Origin of the sequence: Polaromonas sp. CG_23.6 (genome assembly GCF_029892315.1) — a bacterium.
GTDB lineage: Bacteria > Pseudomonadota > Gammaproteobacteria > Burkholderiales > Burkholderiaceae_C > Polaromonas.
In genome coordinates this window covers 2,408,475-2,428,376 of record NZ_JARXUY010000001.1, presented here as the reverse complement: position 1 = coordinate 2,428,376, position 19,902 = coordinate 2,408,475, and the positions used below count along the sequence as shown (strand labels likewise).

Below are 19,902 nucleotides of genomic sequence, written 5' to 3'. Positions count from 1 at the left end.
GAATTATTGCTTATCGCTGGAAAGGACCCCAGTCTGGCTCGCGTATGTCTCCGCCTGCGCCTGAAAGACGTGCTTTTATCTTTCCGTCGAGGGTTGTGGTCATTAGCGCCTCTTTGCCCTGCTGTTGCGTTGCATAAACAATCAACCGGCTGTTTGGAGCAAAGCTCGGACTTTCGTCAGCAGAAGTATCTGTAATAGCCGTAGTCGCTCCGCTAGCAAGTTCCATGACGTGCAGTTTGAATGCACCCCCAATTCTTGAAACGAATGCCAGCCAACGACCGTCAGGACTGAGGGCCGGTGATATGTTGTAGTTGCCGGTAAAAGTCACTCGGTCAGCGTTTCCACCGGCAGGGCTCATGCGGTAAATCTGAGGAGAGCCGCCCCTGTCGCTGACGAAATAGATAGAACGTCCATCAGGGGAAAATGCAGGCTCGGTGTCGATGCTGGATGTCTGGGTCAAACGTTTGGGCTCGCCGCCATTGAGTGGCAGTGCGTACAGTTGCGAGCCACCTGCCTGGCTGAGTGTAGCGACCATCTGGCTGCCATCAGGTGACCAAGCAGGGGCGCTGTTGGAGCCGCGAAAGTTCGCCAGCAGACGCCGTTTTCCAGTGGCTACCTCGTGAGAGTAAATCACTGGCTTGCGGGACTCGAAAGACACATAAGCCAGTTGGGCTCCATTCGGCGACCAAGCAGGGGAAATGATAGGCTCAGAACTCGCAAGGGCTGACTGCGCACTTTCACCATCTGAATCTGCAACCCACAGCGTATAACGCTGACCCGCCTTGGTCACATAGGCAATCCGTGTAGAAAAAATGCCTTTTTCACCGGTGAGCTTTTCGTAAACGAAATCAGAAACACGATGCGACGCCAGCCTTAAATCTGCTTTCGCGACGGTGTAACTTTGTCCACCCAGGTCCTGCTCACGAACAACATCCCACAAGCGAAGTCGCACTTCGAACCGCCCGTCGGCAAGCGGTGAAACGCTGCCTGTCACCATGGCATCTGCACCCTTTTGACGCCAGCTTGCAAGATCAGGACGGGTATTCTCGTCCGCCACCACACCCATTGCATCTACGGTGCGAAACATGCCGCTTCGCTCCAGGTCGGCTTTGACAATGCTGCCGATTTTTTGTGGCGATTGCGCTTCACCCTTGAAGGGCGCGATGGCAATCGGAAGCTGGGTCATACCCACACCCGAGACTTCAACACGAAATTGGGCGAATGCCGGAAATGGCAAGACTGCACCTGCGGCCAACAGACTGAAAACCGATCGGCGGTTTAAAGGCGATGTAATGCTCATATATCTGGTTTTTATCAATGTAATTGGGTAAATTTGATGAATGTCGACGTCTTGAGTTCCCGTAAACCTTTTTCTGCAAGGATTAAATGGGAGTTCAGACGCGCCATTACGCGATTTTTATTGACCGACTCACTGTCACGCTTGCTTTCCGGATGCCAAAGGTGAAAAACCTCAGTTGCCAGGAATCCATTTTTCCTTCGAATTCCGAGATGGCTAAGCCGCAGTACAAAATCGGCATCTTCATGGCCCCAGCCTTCAAAGGATTCATCAAATCCATTGACATTGATGAAATCCCTTTTCCACACGCCAAGGTTGCAACCTCGGATGCCACGCCACAGGAATCTTTTTTTTACTCTGAATAAATTTTTTGGCCAACCCAGCAGATGCACTAATTTGTTGGAATCTCCACGCAGCCTTGCACGCAGCCAGAAATTCGCAGGCTGAATGAGAAGGTCTAGTGCATTATCAAGAACAGAGGATGTCAATTGATGGTTTAAGAGCACCCGACTGCCATTGACAAAACAGCCAGGCTGGGCAATTCGCTCATGTTGCGCTACAAAAGCACGGTTTGGAATGCAATCACCGTCAAGAAAAACCAGATATTCGCCTGTGGCATGACTTGCCGCCAAGTTTCGAGCGCGTGAAATGGTGAACCCGCTGTCTGGATGCCACACATGAAGTACCGGACAATTAAAAACAGGACAGAGGTCGAAAAGCATCTGTACCTGATCCTGCCGTGAACCATCGTCCGCAATGATGACCTGATGTCCATCATTGCACTGCCGAGCCAGGGAGCGCAGAACAGCCAGCAATGCATCTGTACGGTTGTAAGTCAGGACAATGAAGCTGATTTTCATGGCGATGTAGACGATGCCTTTCGGTCAATCAACAGCAGCCATAGCTTCAGGTATCGGTAGTAAGTTCCTTCAGCGTTGGAGATGGCCAGTGCCAGGCCCATCCAGCCATCCAGAAACCCCATCTGCAAAAAGTAGGTTCGAATGAATGCCCACAGACCATGGCCGAGCGCTTTGGGAAATGACGACGACTTGCCCTTGCTCAGCAAGCGTTGGGCACCGGCACTGGAATAGCGATCAACTTTGTCCAAGACCGTTTCAAAATCTGGAAAACTTTCATGCAGCAGCTGATTGCGCAACGGGCTGACTTGACCCGTCGAGTCAAGTTTTTCATGGATGATATCGTCTGAAAATCGGGCTGAACCACGCCGAAAGAGCCGCGTGACAAGGTCTGGATACCAGCCTGAATGATGGATATATTGACCGCAATAACTGGATAGACGTGGAAAGCTGTAGGCATCGGCCTCGGGCTGTTCAAGGACCTGCTTGATTTCAGCTTGAAGCGCAACGCTCAAGCGCTCGTCAGCATCAATAGACAGCACCCAGAGGGAACTGGCAAGTGCCAGCGCACGGTTTTTTTGAACGCCAAATCCCTGCCAGTCGGTGTTAATGCTGACCTCTGCACCCAGGTTGCGGGCCAACAGCACGGTTTCGTCAGAACTACCGGAATCAAGCACGATGATCTGATCAGCAAAGTGAACCGAGCGCAAACAAGCCTCAATGTTGTGTGCTTCATTCTTTGTAATCACGATGACCGACAAGCTTGTCAACAAATACCTTTTTAGTTCATTTCCACCGCTGTTCAAGGACTTTGGCAGTCACCCGATGTATGCAAAGCATAGCAGACCGACTTGCAAATTCGCTTTGCGGGAGGGCAAATGGAATCGCCGATAATGCGGGCAAATCCTTTTCCGCACCAAAGCTAATTTGTTTAAAAACACGATCAATTTCCGACTTGCAGTCATTTGCCTGGCAGCAGCTTCCGTCGGATTGTCGATGGTTTTTATCAGTATTTCAAAGTTCTTGTTGATTGTTCTGGGTGCGGGCGTCCTGCTTTTTTCACGCCACTTTCCGACACCAGAGCGCCAGTTGAAAGGCATGGTTACGCCGATTGCGGTCCTGCTGGTGCTGTTGGCATTTGCGCTCAGCCTTTTTTGGACCGTGGCGCCTCAAGCGGATGCTCTTGGCTCGTGGGTCAAGTACGGCAAGCTGATCATGGTGCTTCTTTTGGTGATCCTCATCCGCGACCGGCGCGAGGCAATTTATGCGTTAAGCACGTTTGCTGCTGCGCAAGTCTTTTTACTGGCCAGTTCCTGGATGCTGTTCGTGCACCTGCCTGTGCCCTGGGCAACTTCCCGCATGGCATTGACCGAATATGCCGTCTTTTCCAGCTATCTTGACCAAGGCATCATGAGTGCAGTATTTGCTGCCCTTTGCTGGCATTTGCGCGAACTCGTTCCCGGGCGATTTGGTCGAAGCCTGGCGATTTTTGTGGCATTTGCAGCAGTCGCCAATATTCTTTTTGTTCTCATGGGACGCACGGCCCACGTGGTTTCGATTGTGCTCATATCGTTGGCGATCATGTGGGAACTGCCGAAAAAATACCGACCCTTTATGGTTTTGCTGCCATTCCTTCTTGCTCTCGGCTTGTTTTTTGCCTCCAGCAAGGTTCGGGACAGAATGACCCTGGTTCAAACAGAGGTGTTGGCTTACTCTGCCCAGAAAACGGCCGATACATCATCCGGAATACGGCTTGATTTGTGGAAAACGGCAGTGCAGGCCATCGGTGAACATCCCATTACAGGCTCAGGCATTGGAAGCTGGAGCACGCAATTCAACCGGCTTCAACATGAAAAAAATCCTGCCCACGTCGATATTGACGGCAACGGCAACCCGCATCAGGAATTTTTTCTCTGGGGCGTGCAACTTGGAATTCCAGGCATTCTTATGTTCATGGCCTTGCTGTTTTCAATCTGGCGAGACACGCTGAAATTCCCCACGCCCTATGCGCGCGCAGCACAGTCGACCCTTATTTCGCTGGCTGTTGCCTGCCTTTTCAATTCTTCCCTTTACGATGCGCAGATAGGAGATTTTTTTTGTATCCTGATCGGTTTGCTCTTGGCATTGGGTCGTCTAAGCATTCTTGAACAGCCTATTGCTCAACCACATCTACAACAGCCTGCGTGACAAAGCTGACTTTAAAAGAAATCGTGATACCGGCCCCTAAACAGACCCTGCGGCGCAGGCTGGCGCGCGTGTGGCCTTATTTCAGCGGCTCGCGGGCAGGTTGGGCGCTGGCAATTGGCTCCACCGTCGTCGCCTCTGCGACCGAGCCTTTTGTGCCTGCCTTGCTCAAACCCTTGCTGGATCGCGGTTTCCAGCGGGATGACTTGAATCTTTGGATAGTGCCCGTCACGCTGATGCTGCTGTTCATCATCCGGGGGCTTTCAGGGTTCCTGGCGCAATTGGCATTGGCCAAGGTGACCAACGACGGTTTACTGGAACTGCGCAAAGCCATGTTTGGCAAAATGCTCAGTGCCCGGCTGAGCCTGTTTTCGGATCAAAGCTCCAGCATGATCGCCAATACAGTTGTGTATGAAGTGTTCAATGGCTCGTCAGCACTGATCAATGCGGTCATGCGGCTGGCGCGGGATGTACTGACACTGCTGGCGCTCATCAGCTACCTCGTCTACCTGAACTGGAAACTCACGCTGATCGTCGGTTTTCTGTTTCCTGCAGTTGCCCTGGTCATTCAGGTGCTCTCCAAACGCCTGTACCGCCTGACCAAAGAAAGCCAGACGGCCACGGACAGCCTGGCCTATGTGGTGGAAGAAAATGTGATGGCGCACCGGGATGTTCGCCTGCATGGCGCTCAGGCATCCCAAGCCAGCCGTTTTGACAAGCTGAGCCATTCATTGCGCGGCCTGTCGATGAAATCGACAGCAGCCTATGCCGGCATGAGTGCCATCACCCAGGTACTTGCCGCGATGGCGCTTTCGGCCGTGATTTCGATTGCGCTGATGCAAAGCGCAGAAAACACGACAACCGTGGGAGGCTTCGTGGCTTTTGTCACCGCCATGCTGCTGCTGATTGCCCCCATCAAAAGCCTGTCGGATGCCGCCACGCCCATCACCCGTGGGCTTGCAGCCGTCGAGCGTGGCCTGGACCTCATGGAACTGACACCCGACGAAACCAGCGGACATTTTGTCAAGGCAAGGGCCGTTGGTGAGATTGAATTTTCGGGTGTGGGCGTTTCCTACAAGGCTGATGCACCGCCCGTGCTTCAGGGCTTCAGTATGTCAATTTCTGCTGGAGAAACGCTTGCCATTGTGGGCGCTTCAGGTTCCGGCAAGACGACCCTGGTGAACTTGCTGCCCCGTTTCATCGAAATAACCGAGGGGCGTATTTCCCTGGACGGCGAGGACATTCGCGGCTGGGACCTGGCGTGCCTTCGTTCCCAGTTTGCAGTGGTCAGCCAGCATGTGGTGATGCTCAACAGCAGCATTGCCGATAACGTGACACTTGGACAGCCAGCCGATGTACATCGGGTCAGGGATTGTCTGGAAGCGGCAAACCTTGGGTCCTTGCTGGCCGGACTTCCTGAAGGCCTGAACACCGTGCTGGGCCACAATGCCATGCAGTTGTCAGGAGGCCAGCGTCAAAGGCTGGCCATTGCACGCGCACTCTACAAAAATGCACCGATTTTGATCCTGGATGAAGCCACCTCGGCGCTGGACACTGAATCGGAAATCGCTGTGCAAGAAGCCATCCGGCGCCTGACCAAGGGGCGGACTTCGCTGGTCATTGCGCACCGTCTGTCAACCATCCAGAACGCTGATCGCATCATCGTGATGGATTCAGGGCGAATCATCGAGTCAGGCACCCACAAGGAATTGCTGGCCATGGATGGCACCTTTGCACATCTCTATCGCTTGGGCTTCCAATCCGCATGAGTAGTTCAGGCGCACTGGAGTGCTCTTTGCGCCTGCTCAACGGATTGCCGATCCAAGACACTTACAGTGGTAATGCTGGATGAAAATCGTACTGCATCATGAACGAGATCAGGACGAACAGCAACCTGGTTCATTGATGGGCATGAAGCTTGCACGCGTTAACATGACCTTGGGAATTTTCCAATGCGTTGTGATTCCGCGCATTGCTTGCCCCCTGCCAACAGTTACTTTTATCCCTTCAATTTGATCATGACCCTCAAACAAAAAATTTCGGCGATAGCTGCCTCCTTATGCATGACTCCTGCTACGCGCTTGCGAAAAAAATGCAGAAATGGCATGGACAGCATGGCTCCAGTGCTGCGCATTCGCTGAACACTGGCCAGACTCTTCATGGAGCAAGTTCTCTGGTTCGGCTGGTTTCGCGCCGACATCATTTCCCAATATGCCGGTCTGTTCTGGCGCGGCCTGCAAATGACGATCGCCGTCACCCTGATCTGCATCGTTCAAGGCACAGCGCTGGGCCTGGCCGTTGGCTTGGCACGCGTTGCTGAAGCGCGCCATGCACCGGCCAAACAATTATGCAAATACCTGCTGCAATGGCCGGCCGCCGTATATGTCAGCTTTTTTCGAGGCACGCCATTGTTCGTGCAAATCTTGCTGATTCACTTTGCCTTGCTGCCACTGTTCATCAACCCAACGGACGGATTGCTGATTTCGGGGGAAGCGGCTCGTGATCTGAAGCAAAATTACGGTGCATTTCTGTCTGGCGTGGTGGCTCTCACACTCAATTCAGGCGCCTACATTTCAGAAATTTTCCGGGCTGGCATCCAGTCGATTGACCGCGGCCAAGTAGAGGCTTCCCGCTCGCTGGGCATGTCGTTTCCCCGGACCATGTACCACATCATCCTGCCGCAGGCTTTCCGCCGAATGCTTCCTCCGCTGGGCAACAATGCGATTTCGCTGCTCAAGGATTCGTCACTGATCTCTGCCATTGGCTTGGCTGAACTTGCCTATGCAGCGCGTACCGTGGCGGGGGCTTATTCACGCTACTGGGAACCGTATTTGACCATTTCTCTGATGTATTGGGTATTGACGCTGGGCTTGGCTTACGGCGTGAAACGACTGGAGGCGCGCTATGGACGAGGTGATTCGCGTTAAGGGGCTGACCAAGCTGTTTGGCAAGCTCGCAGTGTTGCGCGGCATAGACTGCGCCATCATGGCGACAGAGGTGGTGTGCGTGATCGGTCCGTCTGGTTCTGGCAAGAGCACGTTTCTTCGCTGCCTGAATGGTCTTGAAGATGCCTCAGGCGGCGAAGTGCTGGTGCATGGCGTGTCGGTGCATGAGCCGAAAACCAATGTCGATGCGCTGCGTTCCGAAATCGGCATGGTGTTTCAACGGTTTAACCTGTTTCCGCACAGGACCGTGCTGGAGAACATCACCCTTGCGCCGTCCAAGGTGCGAGGCCTCACGCAAGCGCAGGCGCGGGTTCGGGCCTGCGAGTTGCTTGAAAAAGTCGGACTGATCGACAAGATCAATGCCTATCCCAGCCAGTTGTCCGGCGGGCAGCAACAGCGGGTGGCGATTGCCCGGGCGTTGGCGATGCAGCCGCGCATCATGCTGTTCGACGAGCCCACGTCTGCACTGGACCCCGAGATGGTCGGCGAAGTGCTGGCCGTCATGCAGGCGCTGGCAGAAGAAGGCATGACCATGGTGGTAGTGACGCACGAGATGGGCTTTGCCCGCCAGGTGGCCGACCGGGTGGTGTTCATTGATGAAGGCGTCATCGTTGAAGAAGGAACGCCGGCTGCGATTTTTGACAACCCCCAGCAAGACCGCACACGCCGTTTCCTGAGCAAGGTATTGTGAATCCGTTATTCTATCGAGATGGTTGGTTAAAAATGGCTTTTGCGCAATATCCACGGGCATATTTAGCTATTATTAAAATAGCAAATTAGCCAGCGGTTCAAGTTCAGCGCTTACGCAGCGGATCAAGCAACGGCGAGAGTCCGTTGTGGTCGATTTCCTGCATCAAAGCCAGCAGGCGGCCAATTTCTCCCTTGGGAAAGCCTTCGCGGGCAAACCAGTTCAGGTAGTTGCCCGGAAGGTCGGCAATCGGCGTTCCCTTGTATTTTCCGAAGGGCATGACACGCGTCAGCAGCAGCGGGAGGTCGTCGGGACTCATCCGTCAGCCGCCTGTCCTTTTGGTGGTGTAGCCCTGTTTGACCAGTGCCTGCATCACCTGCTCGCAATGGTCGCCCTGCACTTCAATCACTCCGTCCTTGACGGTTCCGCCCGAGCCGCAGGCGGCCTTGAGTTGTTTGCCAAGTTGCACCAGTGCTGGCTCGTCCAGGGCCAGCCCCGTCACCAGTGTGACGGTCTTGCCACCGCGGCCCTTGGTGCTTCGGGAAACACGCGCCACACCATCGGATTTGGGCATTGCTTTTGAAAGCCGGCAGACACAGGCGGAAGCCGGCTGGCGGCAGTCGGGGCACATTCGTCCGGTGTCGGTCGAATAGACAAGGCCGGTGGCTGACAAGGATTTTTTCATGGTCTAAGGGTTGCTTGATGCACGGCGCCCATTTTCAGGCCATTTGCAGGCCATTTGCAGGCCCAAGAAAACACCAACATCAAACATTTCAGTTATTGATGATGTTCGAGGTCTGGCAGGCCGCCCGAATGATTCGCCGGTAGGGGTTAGGCTCGACCTCGCGAAAAAGCATCATGCGGGGTTCTGTCTGCGGATACACGCGTCGCAGGTAGGGTTCGCCTTTCCAGGCGGGCAGACGGTAGTAATCAATCGACAGATAGCGTGCCGTAGCTTGAGAGCAATCAAACAGAACGTCAGAAACAAAAGAGCGGTAGGGAACACCGTCCCAGTTCACACGGTCTTCTGAACGGCTTACCCGCACCCGCATGATGCGCGACTCGGGGTTGATTGAAACCGGGCTAGGGTCGACCTCGATGGTGTTAACGCTTTCGTTGGCAGCGTCTCCCATGACGTTGAACCACTCGGTCCCGGCCTGCGCCAGGGTGCAGCACCACAGGCAGCACACCATTATTAAAGTTTTCATTGTTCAGATCACCTGTTTTTCAGGAATCCCAGGTTGAATCTGGTCCTGATTGACTGTGCGAAAGGCAGGCAGCAGATCGGTTTCAATCCATTCGCAAATGGAACAATCATCCATCGCGTCATGTCAGCTCATCCGCAATTGGGTTAACCCGCAAGCAAATTTCAGATGAAACAAATGATGGTCGACTGCATGCAAGCACCGGCAGGGTAAAACTACCCTGCCCTCTACCTGTAAAGGTAATATTAACCAGAAGCCCCTTGCACCGTTTGCGGTGCAAGTTCAAAAGGGTGCAACTGCCGTTTTTCAAGCGGCAACAACTCATTCGCTCTGGGCATGCCTTGCCTTTCCTGCGCCTGACGGTCTTGCGGGGGAGGTGGAACCGTGGGGAAGCGCGCCATGGACTGGGGCGGCAAGCTTTCCGGCGTTATCGCGCCGGACTCGTCCCGGTAAAGCCGATAAGGCCGATAAGGCTGATAAGACCGGTCGTCCCTGTAAACCGGATCTGGCTGCTCGGCACCTTCGAGCGGCGGATCGCCGTTTTGACCGCCACCTTCCTCGGCCTGCAGGGTTGGCGACGCTTCTGATCCGTCCGGAGTGTTTCCCGGTTTGGCAAAACCGGCGGATTTTGGCGCGTCAAACTGCAGCGCTGTGTCAAGCACTTTGGCGCGCAAAGCCTGCTGGAAGAATTCGCCCACCATGGGCAGCGCACTCCGGGCGCCCGGCCCCCAGCCATTGCCCATGGTGATGCGGTTGTCGTTAAAGCCAACCCAGGCGCCGGCCACCAGTTGGGGATGCATCAGGATGAACCAGCCGTCGGTGTTGTCCTGCGTCGTTCCGGTCTTTCCCGCCACGTCGGCCTGAATGCCGAACTGGCGGCGGATACCGGAGCCGGTGCCTTGGTCAATCACGCCGCGCAGGGTGTCGAGCAGTGTTTGCGCCACTTCGGCGGGCAGCGCCATCTCGGGCGTGCGGGGCGCAAAGGCTTCGAGCACCTTGCCGTGGCGGTCTTCAATTTGCGTGACCAATACCGGCTCGATGAAGTTGCCGTCATTGGCTATCGTGCCGTAGGCAGTCACCATTTCCTTCAACGTCACCGGGCTGGTTCCCAGCGCCAGCGACATCACCTCCTCCAGCCGGCTGTCACGAACGCCCATGGAGCGGGCCAGTGCAGCGACATGGGCCGGTCCGACCTGCTGCATGACCTGGGCGGTAATGGTGTTCCTGGAATACATCAGCCCCTGGCGCAGGCTCATGCTGGCGCCACTCGGGCCGCCGCCATCGCTGGGCCGCCAGAAGGCGCCGTTGCCCAGCGGAATTTCGACAGCGCGGTCAAGGAACGTATCGCCCGGCTTGGCGCCGTCCTCGAAAGCAGCACCGTACACAAAAGGCTTGAAGGTCGAACCGGGCTGGCGACGCGCCTGCTGCACATGGTCAAACTGGTCCTTTGCAAAATCCCGGCTGCCGACCCAGGCCCGTACCTGCCCGTTGCGCGGGTCAAGCGCGATGAACCCGGCCTGCAGGCGCGTCTTGTCGCCGTGCAGCTGGCGCATGAAAGCGGCGTCAGCCAGCAATTGCGACATCGCCAGCGCCGGCGTCTGGCCGGAATCCAGCGCGGCCTTGTAGTCGGGTGTGGCGCGCACAAAAGACTGCACCAGGTTTTTCCGCGCCTTCCAGCCAGCGTTCATGCCCCACGCCGCGCTGGCCTGGCGCTGCAAGCTGTCGGCCTGATGCGTCACGGCCTGGTTGGCCATGACCTGCAGGCGTGAATCGATGGTGGTGCGCACCACCAGTCCATCGGCATAAATGTTGTAGCTGTTGCGGTCGGCCCATTCGATCAACCAGCGCTTGAGCTGCTGGGCCAGGTGGGGCGCCGCACCCAGGGTTTCAGTCTGCCGCTCGAAATCAATCTTGAGCGGCTTTTTTTGCAAGCCGGCCAGGCTGGCTTCTGGCAGCGTGCCGTTTTTAACCATCTGCGCGAGCACGATGTTGCGGCGCTGCAGCGAACGTTCGGGATTTTGCACCGGGTTGTAATAACTGGTGCCTTTGAGCATGCCGACCAGCGTGGCGCTTTCCAGCACGTCAAGCTGGCCGGCGGACTTGTCGAAGTAGGTGCGCGCGGCCATCTCGATGCCGAGCGAGTTGTAGAGAAATGGAACGGTGTTGAGATAGGTTTCCAGTATCTCGTCCTTGGTATAGACCGACTCGATCTTCAGCGCAGTGACGGCCTCACGGACCTTTCGGCTCAGGCTGGCCGCACGGCCGATTTCATCGGGGTACAGGTTGCGCGCCAGCTGCTGCGTGATGGTCGAGCCGCCCTGCAAGTCGCCCTTGACGGTCTGAAACAGCGCCGAAGCCGTACGCTTCAGGTCCATGCCGTGGTGCTGGTAAAACCGCCGGTCCTCAGTGGCAATCAGCGCATCAATGACCTTGGGCGAAATCTCGGCCAGACTGACCCATTCACGGTTTGCCCGTTTGAACACGGCCAGTTCGCGGCCGTCGGACGTCATCAACACCGACGCCTTTTCGGCCTTTTCCTTGCGCAGGTCGGAAATACTGGGCGTGAATGGTATCTGGACCAGTGCATAAAGCAGCAGCACCAGTACCGGTACTGCCACGACGCTCCAAGCCACATCGCGCCGGGTAAGACGACGCAAGCTGCCGGGAAGCGAAGCGGCCAATTGCTTGAAGCGGGGCAGAAGCGTTTTCATGGCCGCGATTCTAGGGTGGCGCCAACCCTCACACTTTTTCGTGTTGCCCCCGTTCCCAACGTATTAGCGGCGCTGCGCAGTGTTCATGAGTTGTTCCAGCATCGATGTTCCACGGTTGAGCACTTGGTCGCCATCCTCCGGCACGCGGCCCTGTGGTGTCAGCTGGTTCATCATTTCAGGCAGGATTTGCGCCATGCCCGAAGAGACATCTTCCTGGCTGACGCCCAGTTGCTGCGACAAACGTGACAACTCTTCGGTTCCAACGACGTCACTGACCGCCTGCGGGTGCAATTCCTCGTTTGTACCGCTGGAAACCCAGGAGGCGGCCTGCTGGCTGTAACCCTTGTTCTGGAAACGTTCCAGTACCCCACCAATGCCTCCATTGCGTTGCACCCATTGCATGGCCAGCGGCAGCAGCAGCAGCATTAGCGCACTGCCCTTGTTTCCCATGCCTGAGCCGCCTTGGCCTAAACCGGCCATGCCGCCCAAGTCGGCAGGCCGGTTTGCGCCCTGTCCGGCGCCGCCGCCTATCAAACCGCCAAGCAAGTCGCCCAGGCCACCAGAACTGCCACTGGCCTGCCCTGTACCACCGCCACCCATTAGCCCGCCCAACAGGTCCCCGAGTCCGCCGCCGCCTGTCGGGCTTTGATGGCCGGACTGGGCATTGCCCAGCACGCTGCCCAGAATCTGGCCCAGAAAATCATTTGCCATTGTTCACTCCTGTTTGTTTGTCGAAAACAGAACGTTAAACCCGCGCCGAGCGCACGGGCGTAGGCAAAGGCCGCATGGCATGCATGCTGTATGCTTTTTACAGCTGCTTGCGGAATGTGATGCGTAGGTAACAAAACACATTGTCACGCGGGTAAACACCAATCCCCGTTAGGCTTTATTTTTTGGGTTTGCGTTTGCGGCAACCCTTATTTTTATATCTTTAAACATCCGGAAAGTTTTCATGAACCGTTTCAGTTCAAGCAAGAAATCCGTGGCCTTGTCCCCTTCGATCGCTGTTGCCCTTGCCACTGTCGTGGGCGCGGCCGCCACCGCTGCCTGGGTGGCAGCGCGCGCGCGCCAGGCCGAGCGAAACAACGCGCCCGCTGGCGACATCATCGACATTGACGGCGTCGACCTGCACTATGTCGAGCGCGGTGAGGGCCTGCCGGTCGTGCTGATCCATGGCAATGCCGTGACGCATGCAGACTTCATTGCCAGTGGGCTGATGGATCGGCTGGCACGCACCCACCGTGTGATTGCTTTTGACCGGCCCGGTTTCGGCCACAGCAGCCGTCCGCGTGACCGGCTCTGGACGCCATCGGCGCAAGCCGATCTGCTCATGGCCGCGTTTGAACGCCTGGGCATCGAGCAGCCAGTGGTGGTTGGCCATTCGATGGGCACCATGGTAGCCATGGCCATGGCACTGGACCATCCGGACAACGTGCGCAGCCTGGTGCTGGCGGGCGGCTATTTCTATCCCGGCTTTCGCGTTGATGCACTGCTGACAGCGCCGGTGGCCCTGCCTGTGGTGGGCGATGTGATGCGCTATACCGTCACGGCGATTTCAGCGCGCCTCATGCTCAAGAAAATGGCCCGAAGCATGTTTGCGCCCCGGCATGTGCCCAACAATTTCTTCCCGACCCTTTCGCGCGAGATGATGCTGCGGCCGGTGCAGTTGCGTGCCAATGCAGAAGATGCGGCTTTCATGGTGCCTGCGGCCGATGCGATGTCAAAGCTCTACGGCAATCTCACCGTGCCAGTCACGCTGATTGCCGGAGAAGAAGACGTGATCGTTGACCCGCAAAGCCAGTCCGTCCGGCTGCACGATGAATTGCCGCAAAGCGAGCTGTTTCTGGTGCCCGGCGTCGGCCATATGGTGCATTACGCAGCGCTGGACAGGGTGGCGAATGCCATTGGCGCGCCGCAGCACGCGGTGCCGCTGGACCACTTCACCAGCATGACGAAAGACGACCTGACGCTCGGTAAACAGCCCGAAACGAGCCAGTCGTAAAAATTCAAGCTATTAAATTAATAGCTTGAAATGTATGCAGGGCTTGCGCAAATGGCATTTTTCATGTTGAATTTCAGGTTTTTTAATTAAGACAGCTCCGCGCTGGCCTGCCTGGCGTTTGCAGATGAGTCAGCGGTCAGGCGCAAAGCCGGAGTCAGGTTTTTCACGGCCAAGGCGAAGCGAAGATGCGCCGAGTTGACCCGGAAATACTGTCAGTCTTTCATCATCCGCTCGCGCCGCCGCAGCACCCAGGCAAAGTACACGCCTTCCAGCGCCATCACCGCACCGCCCGCGGCAATTACCGCACTGGTCCCGACACGGTCAATCAAGCTGGCGGCCAGCACCACACCAATCGACTGGCCCAAAAACAGGGACGAGGAAAACAGCGACACCGCCGTGCCGCGCGCATGCGGCGCCATTTGCGTGGCGTTGGTCTGCATGGTGTTGTGGAACATGAAAAACCCGAAGCCCGCCAGCAGGCTGGCCGGAAGGGCCGGCCCCCAATGCGGCGTGTACGCCAGCACCAGCGCACACACGCCCAGGATGGCGCCGCCGAACAGCACCAGTCCCTGCTGGCCGAAGCGGCGTATCAGGTGTCGGCCGACCGCCATGTAGAGCATGCCGCCCAGGCCAAACAGCGCCACGATGGCACCGGCCAGCGACAACGACAGCCCCAGCGAGCGGTGCAGGTGCGAAGCCCAGATCGCCAGCACGCCAAAGCCTGCAGCGCCCTCGACCAGCGCCATCAGCAAGATGATGCGCGACCAGGAGCCGGTCAGGATCAGCAGGGCCTGCGTGACGAAACCAGGACGGACCGCTGTTGCACCCACGGGCGCCTCGACCTTGGCAGCCGGCGTGCGTTGCTGGCGCAGGTTCAGCCAAAGCAGCGAACCCACCACGCCGAACAGCACCGTCATGAACACAAAAGCCCAGCGCCAGCCCAGCGCATCGGTCAGCAGGCCGCCCACCAGCTGGCCACCGACAATCCCCAGGGTGCTGCCCAGCCCGGTGCGCGTCAGCATTTCCTGGAGCTGGTCTGACGGCACCGAGTCGCCGACCCAGGCCATGGACAGCGGAATCAGCGCGGCAGCCCCCAGCGCCATCAGCAGGCGTGCAAACACCAGCATGTCCAGCGTTCCGGCGGCCACCGCCAGCGCACTGCCGATGCTGCACGCCAGCGTGGCAAAGGTGATGACGCGGAATTTGCCGACGCGGTCGCCCAGCGGGCCATAAAAAAGCTGCGCGGCGCCGTAAGCGATGGCAAACACCGACACCACCTGCGCCGCCTGCGCCAGCCCGACCGAGAACACGCGTGACAGCTCAGGCAGCATGGCGTCACAAATGCGCTGCGCCGCCATGCTCGCGAAGCAGGCAAACGACAGCAGCAAGATGGAACGGCGCGTGGCCGGGCTGATGGCCGAAGCCGTCGTTGAAGCACTTGATGACATGGTCGGAACTTGCTCTGGCGGTTATTGGAGCTGCTTCAAAATCTTGCCAAACAGGCCATTCACAATGTCCGCCAGCGAATCATTGCGCTGCTGCGGCGGCGCCTGCGGTGGTGGCGGCCGCCGGCGCGGTATGTCGAACTCGGCGTTCTGGTCCAGCCAGCGGTTGCGAAATGCACCCTGGAAGACTTCGCCAACCATGGGCAATGCACTGCGTGCGCCCTGACCCCAGTTGCCCATCGTCGCACTGTTATCGTTAAAGCCGACCCGGGCGCCGGCCACCAGTTGCGGATTCATCATGATGAACCAGCCGTCAGTGTTGTCTTGCGTGGTGCCGGTCTTGCCGGCCACATCGGCCTGGATGCCGTAGCGCTGGCGAATTGCGCTGCCGGTGCCACGGTCGATCACGCCGCGCATCACGTCCACCAGCGTCAGGGAATCAGCACGCGGCATGGCCGGCGCCGATTCCCTGACGGGCACAAAGGTTTCGAGAATCTTGCCCTGGTGGTCTTCGACACTGGCCACCAGCACCGGCTGCATGTAGTGGCCGCCGTTGGCGATGCTGCCATAAGCCGCGACCATTTCCAGCAGAGTGACCGGGCTGGTGCCCAGCGCGAGCGAAGGCACCAGGTCGAGCTTGCTCTGGCGCACGCCCAGCGCCTGCGCCAGCTGGCCGACGCTGGCAGGGCCTATTTTCTGCATTAGCTGGGCGGTGATGGTGTTCCTGGAATACACGAGGCCGTCGCGCAGCGTGGTGGGCTGGCCGGTGGGCGGCGTGGCATCGCTGGGCGTCCACACGCCGCCACCGCCCGTGTCAATGGCCACAGGCTGGTCGATCAAGGCATATGACGGGCTCAGTCCCTGCATGAAGGCCGCGCCATAGACAAATGGCTTGAAGGTCGAGCCAGGCTGGCGCCGCGCCTGGCTGACATGGTCGAACTGCTCTTGCGCAAAATCCCGGCTGCCGACCCAGGCCCGCACCGCGCCGCTGCGCGGATCCAGCGCCAGAAAGCCGGCCTGCAGCATGGCGCGCTCGGCGCCGGCCTTGCGCTGGCCGTCCGCCAGCTTTTGCAGTTGCGCCAGCTGCCGCGCCACCGCCTGGTTGGCCAGCTTCTGGATATTGGCGTCTAGCGTGGTGCGCACCTTGAGCCCGTCGGAATAAATGTCATAACCCTTGCTGTCGGCCCACGAAATCAGCCATTTGCGCAGGTGCTGGGCGACGTGGGGGGCGATGCCCAGGGGCTCGACCTGGCGTTCGAAATCCAGCCGCAGAGGCAACTTTTCCAGCCCGTCGAGCCGGGCCGCATCAAGCTTGCCATGCTTGACCATCTGGCCCAACACCAGATTACGGCGCGCTTTGGCACGTTCGGGATTAAGCACCGGGTTGTAGTAGCTGGTGCCCTTGAGCATGCCGATCAGCGTGGCGCTTTCCAGCACATCGAGCTTGTCGGCCGACTTGTCGAAATAGGTACGCGCCGCCATCTCGATGCCAAAGGCGTTGTAAAGAAAGGGCACGGTGTTGAGGTAGGTTTCCAGGATTTCGTCCTTGGAATACACCATTTCGATCTTCAGCGCAGTGATTGCCTCCTTGATCTTGCGGGTGATGGTGGCGGCCCGGCCAATTTCCTCGGGGTACAGGTTGCGCGCCAGTTGCTGCGTGATGGTCGAGCCGCCCTGCAGCTCCCCCGACAGCGTGCTGAGCAGCGCACCGGCAGTGCGCCGCAGGTCGATGCCGTGGTGTTCGTAGAAGCGGTGGTCTTCGGTGCTGATCAAGGCATTGACGACATGCGGCGATATCTTGTCCAGCGTGACCCAGCGCCGGTTGCTGCGCCTGTATTCGGCCAGCACCGTGCCGTTGGACGCTAGCAGCACCGAAGGCGTTTCGGACTTGGCCTTGCGCAGGTCGCCGATGCCCGGCGTGTAGGGAATCAGCACCAGCACGTAAAACAGCAGCAGCGCCGGAAGCACCAGGGCGGCCCGGACGGGGTATTGCTTGATCAGGCTGACAAGGCGGTGGAATTGCACGCGGGCAAAGGCGGCGGCGCGCTGAATGATGGGGGACATGGGGGCAGAGTTTAAAGCGGTGCATTGCGCAAGGCTTCAAGTTGCAAGCGCGACGTCTGGCTTCGCACTTGACGCTGCCTAGAAAAAAGCATTTCTAGTCTTAAAGCATAAAAAAATTTTTTCGTTTGATGGGTATGCACTTCAAGCTACGTATTCGATAGCAAATTCAATTTGTATGGCGCAACTTGCTTGCACCACCCATCGCCAAAGGTTGCATATGGGCTGCGGTTTTGGCCTACAGGGTCGCTGCTGCCAAAGCCTTAGTGTTGATCAGTCAGCCACTCTTCAGGAAAACGATATGACAACCCAACCCGGCGTTCAACCCGACCGCATTGATACAAACAACCCAGTTGCATGCGCGAAGTGGGCAAAAAAACTCGATGTTACAGAGGCGCAATTGCACGAAGCGGTGAAAGCCGTGGGTGATGTGGCCTCCGATGTGGAAATGCACCTCAAGGGGAGCCATAGCACCACGAATTCAGACCGCATGGAAGAGCTTGGAGATAGTTGAGTCAAACAAACCAGTTCGCACGAAGGGGCCGCCCGCTTCAGAAAAGTGTTTGATCAATATTTTTGCCATCCACGGAACATGCAATGCTTGCGCAGACACCTATCACTGTGAAGCCATATTGAAGAACTGACAGGTAACAGGCATTGCCACATTTACTTGTTGATGAAACGGGCTAAAAACCTTCACCAGTGCAAACGCAGGAGTGATTGCATTGTGATAAATCGCAATCCGGTCATCGGCCAAGATAAATAATACTGCCGCAATTAAGTGCCGCTGAATTTATGGTTAAAGTAATAACCCGATTTCTATACCAATTGGTTATTTGCCCTGAATTTCACCTGTCTATTGCGACCAATGGTATTGCTTTTTCGTTCTCGCATTCAAGCGCCGGCGAGGTCATGCATTGCACCGTATGTATCAAAATAAAAACCATTACAAGACCATCCGTAAGGGGATAAACCTAAGCTTCCAGCACAAATTAAAATAATATGATCTGTTAATTTTTTGCTAAAAATGCCAAATTTATTAATAAACTTTTCGTAACAAACAAATCAGGAATGAATTTGTTGATCTTATTAATATATTCAGATTAATATTCGAAGAATTTAGTTACTATTGTTTCAATAAATTCTACCCATATCAATTTGATTGCTCGCTCTACAATAAAATTTTTTAGTAATCTGTCGAGATTGAAATTTTTTATAATACTGCCCAACATTTTGATAAGTGATCAATGAATACAAAATTTAAATCCAGAATAAACCAACTCAGTTTTACTGTTTTGTGCCTTTCTATTCTGTCGGCATGTGGTGGCGGGGATAACAATGGCGCGCAGACGGTTTCAACGCCTGCACAACCATCGGGCCCTACTCTGGCCGCTGTAGTCACTCTCGATGATGGCGCCAGCATAGGCACCGCAACTTTTCCAAAAGGTGCCACGCCAACAGGTGGGCTAGGTCAAATTGTTTCGGGACTCAATTGCGAAAAACCTGTCAGGTCTTCTCCGGCTTACGGGTTCACCCATTTAAACCTGATAGTGGACGGTCAAAAAATCGCTATCCCGGAAGACATCGGCCAAATTGTCGCGGGCAGCAGCGGCATTGCCGAACCGGCAACCAGAGCAGTCGGTTGCAACTACCCGCTCACAACCACTGACACCAGCGGAAAGATACGTACAAAACCCGGCAGCGCAACACCCTATACGCTGGGTCAGTTTTTTGCAGTGTGGGGGCAACCTCTCACCACGACGAATGTGGCAGGTTATGCCGGCAAGCCGGTCAAAGTCTTCATCCGGGACAACAGGACCTTGACGGAATATACGGGAGCGCTGGACGCATTGCCACTGATTGAAAACCGTGAAATCACGATCCAGATCGGCTCGTCATTGACAGAAATTCCAACCTACGAGTGGAAAAATCCGCCTGCACTGTCGACCACTGCGCTGAACGTCGTTCGGGGAGAATTCAGAGCCGCGCAGGTCGGCCAGGGCGGTCTGGAAGACAACCGGACCAACGGTCGCGGCGGACAAGGGCAGCCAGTGGACGGACTGTCTTGCTATGGACCTCGCAACCAGTCCACTCTTCAATATATCTATCACGCGCACACCCATCTGGCGATTTACAAAGACGGGGTTCGACTGGCCATTCCACAGCTTATCGGTGTTGTTGGCGACGACGCAGATTTCAACACGACCTGCTTTTATCCGCTGCACACCCACGATGCCACCGGCATACTCCATGTTGAACCGCTAAATTATGACAAGGTGACGCTGGGACAGTTTTTCAATGTATGGGGTCAGCCGCTCACCCGTACGAATGTGGCCGGTCAGCTCAACACACCAGTCGTGATTTATGTCCGGGATGGCGGCAACCTGCGTATTTACCAGGGCGACCCAGCGGCTATCGAACTGAAGTCGTACAGGTCGATCGTCATCCAACTGGGCGCCCCGCTGGCTGAGGTTCCTTTATTCCAACTGTCGGATGAAGCCAACTGA

Annotated in this window: 18 protein-coding genes; 8 read left to right on the top strand and 10 right to left on the bottom strand. The window is 56.6% G+C overall.

Translation table 11 applies throughout. The features are described from left to right. Nucleotides 1–10: 10 nt before the first annotated feature. From tolB to H4V98_RS11435, 3 genes are read right to left on the bottom strand one after another with little or no spacing between them, the layout of a single operon-like run. Nucleotides 11–1,300 carry a Tol-Pal system beta propeller repeat protein TolB gene (tolB, locus tag H4V98_RS11445; RefSeq protein ID WP_280757512.1) on the bottom strand — a complete coding sequence of 430 codons (1,290 nt, stop codon included), beginning with the start codon at nucleotides 1,298–1,300 and terminating at the stop codon, nucleotides 11–13. A gap of 14 nt (nucleotides 1,301–1,314) precedes the next feature. After that, nucleotides 1,315–2,157, bottom strand: a complete 843-nt coding sequence (locus H4V98_RS11440) for a glycosyltransferase family 2 protein (RefSeq protein ID WP_196863138.1) — start codon at nucleotides 2,155–2,157, stop codon at nucleotides 1,315–1,317. After that, the gene (locus H4V98_RS11435) at nucleotides 2,154–2,960 is read right to left on the bottom strand and encodes a glycosyltransferase family 2 protein (RefSeq protein WP_348535225.1); all 807 of its coding nucleotides are present in this window, start codon (nucleotides 2,958–2,960) and stop codon (nucleotides 2,154–2,156) included. Before H4V98_RS11435 ends, H4V98_RS11440 begins: the two co-directional genes overlap by 4 nt. Nucleotides 2,961–3,081: 121 nt before the next feature. Between H4V98_RS11435 and H4V98_RS11430 the strand changes: the two genes are divergently transcribed. From H4V98_RS11430 to H4V98_RS11410, 5 genes are all read left to right on the top strand, one after another. Next, nucleotides 3,082–4,341 carry an O-antigen ligase family protein gene (locus tag H4V98_RS11430; protein WP_231374693.1) on the top strand — a complete coding sequence of 420 codons (1,260 nt, stop codon included), beginning with the start codon at nucleotides 3,082–3,084 and terminating at the stop codon, nucleotides 4,339–4,341. Nucleotides 4,342–4,364: 23 nt separating this feature from the next. Continuing rightward, entirely contained in the window at nucleotides 4,365–6,107 is a 1,743-nt protein-coding gene (gene msbA, locus H4V98_RS11425) for a lipid A export permease/ATP-binding protein MsbA (protein ID WP_196863139.1), read from the top strand. A 79-nt stretch (nucleotides 6,108–6,186) separates the two neighbouring features. Continuing rightward, nucleotides 6,187–6,354, top strand: a complete 168-nt coding sequence (locus tag H4V98_RS11420; RefSeq protein WP_196863140.1) for a hypothetical protein — start codon at nucleotides 6,187–6,189, stop codon at nucleotides 6,352–6,354. A gap of 143 nt (nucleotides 6,355–6,497) precedes the next feature. Beyond that, the gene (locus tag H4V98_RS11415) at nucleotides 6,498–7,265 is read left to right on the top strand and encodes an amino acid ABC transporter permease (protein ID WP_196863141.1); all 768 of its coding nucleotides are present in this window, start codon (nucleotides 6,498–6,500) and stop codon (nucleotides 7,263–7,265) included. Beyond that, entirely contained in the window at nucleotides 7,243–7,974 is a 732-nt protein-coding gene (locus H4V98_RS11410) for an amino acid ABC transporter ATP-binding protein (RefSeq protein WP_231374694.1), read from the top strand. Before H4V98_RS11415 ends, H4V98_RS11410 begins: the two co-directional genes overlap by 23 nt. A gap of 103 nt (nucleotides 7,975–8,077) precedes the next feature. On the opposite strand, the gene H4V98_RS11405 is transcribed toward H4V98_RS11410, so the two are convergent. The 5 genes from H4V98_RS11405 to H4V98_RS11385 all read right to left on the bottom strand — a co-directional run bounded on the left by H4V98_RS11405 (nucleotide 8,078) and on the right by H4V98_RS11385 (nucleotide 12,598). Next, a complete protein-coding gene (locus H4V98_RS11405; RefSeq protein WP_196863142.1) occupies nucleotides 8,078–8,290 on the bottom strand; it encodes a DUF3820 family protein in 213 nt (70 codons plus the stop codon). Nucleotides 8,291–8,293: 3 nt separating this feature from the next. Then, nucleotides 8,294–8,656, bottom strand: coding sequence for a translation initiation factor Sui1 (locus H4V98_RS11400; protein ID WP_196863143.1), 363 nt, complete (start codon nucleotides 8,654–8,656; stop codon nucleotides 8,294–8,296). 88 nt (nucleotides 8,657–8,744) lie between these two features. Further along, nucleotides 8,745–9,179, bottom strand: coding sequence for a surface-adhesin E family protein (locus H4V98_RS11395; RefSeq protein ID WP_196863144.1), 435 nt, complete (start codon nucleotides 9,177–9,179; stop codon nucleotides 8,745–8,747). Between the two features lie 242 nt (nucleotides 9,180–9,421). After that, nucleotides 9,422–11,887: a transglycosylase domain-containing protein gene (locus H4V98_RS11390; RefSeq protein WP_196863145.1), complete on the bottom strand. Its 2,466-nt coding sequence runs from the start codon at nucleotides 11,885–11,887 to the stop codon at nucleotides 9,422–9,424. Nucleotides 11,888–11,950: 63 nt separating this feature from the next. Further along, nucleotides 11,951–12,598 (bottom strand): YidB family protein, encoded by a 648-nt coding sequence (locus tag H4V98_RS11385; protein WP_196863146.1) that lies wholly within the window; start codon nucleotides 12,596–12,598, stop codon nucleotides 11,951–11,953. A 241-nt stretch (nucleotides 12,599–12,839) separates the two neighbouring features. On the opposite strand from H4V98_RS11385, the gene H4V98_RS11380 reads away from it, so the two are divergent. After that, a complete protein-coding gene (locus tag H4V98_RS11380; protein ID WP_196863147.1) occupies nucleotides 12,840–13,889 on the top strand; it encodes an alpha/beta hydrolase in 1,050 nt (349 codons plus the stop codon). A gap of 212 nt (nucleotides 13,890–14,101) precedes the next feature. On the opposite strand, the gene H4V98_RS11375 is transcribed toward H4V98_RS11380, so the two are convergent. Together H4V98_RS11375 and H4V98_RS11370 are read right to left on the bottom strand one after the other, a co-directional pair. Further along, entirely contained in the window at nucleotides 14,102–15,337 is a 1,236-nt protein-coding gene (locus tag H4V98_RS11375) for an MFS transporter (protein ID WP_280757511.1), read from the bottom strand. 21 nt (nucleotides 15,338–15,358) lie between these two features. Beyond that, nucleotides 15,359–17,398 carry a transglycosylase domain-containing protein gene (locus tag H4V98_RS11370; RefSeq protein WP_196863149.1) on the bottom strand — a complete coding sequence of 680 codons (2,040 nt, stop codon included), beginning with the start codon at nucleotides 17,396–17,398 and terminating at the stop codon, nucleotides 15,359–15,361. A 298-nt stretch (nucleotides 17,399–17,696) separates the two neighbouring features. Between H4V98_RS11370 and H4V98_RS11365 the strand changes: the two genes are divergently transcribed. Together H4V98_RS11365 and H4V98_RS11360 are read left to right on the top strand one after the other, a co-directional pair. Next, nucleotides 17,697–17,909 (top strand): DUF3606 domain-containing protein, encoded by a 213-nt coding sequence (locus tag H4V98_RS11365; RefSeq protein ID WP_196863150.1) that lies wholly within the window; start codon nucleotides 17,697–17,699, stop codon nucleotides 17,907–17,909. A 733-nt stretch (nucleotides 17,910–18,642) separates the two neighbouring features. Then, the gene (locus H4V98_RS11360) at nucleotides 18,643–19,902 is read left to right on the top strand and encodes a hypothetical protein (RefSeq protein ID WP_196863151.1); all 1,260 of its coding nucleotides are present in this window, start codon (nucleotides 18,643–18,645) and stop codon (nucleotides 19,900–19,902) included.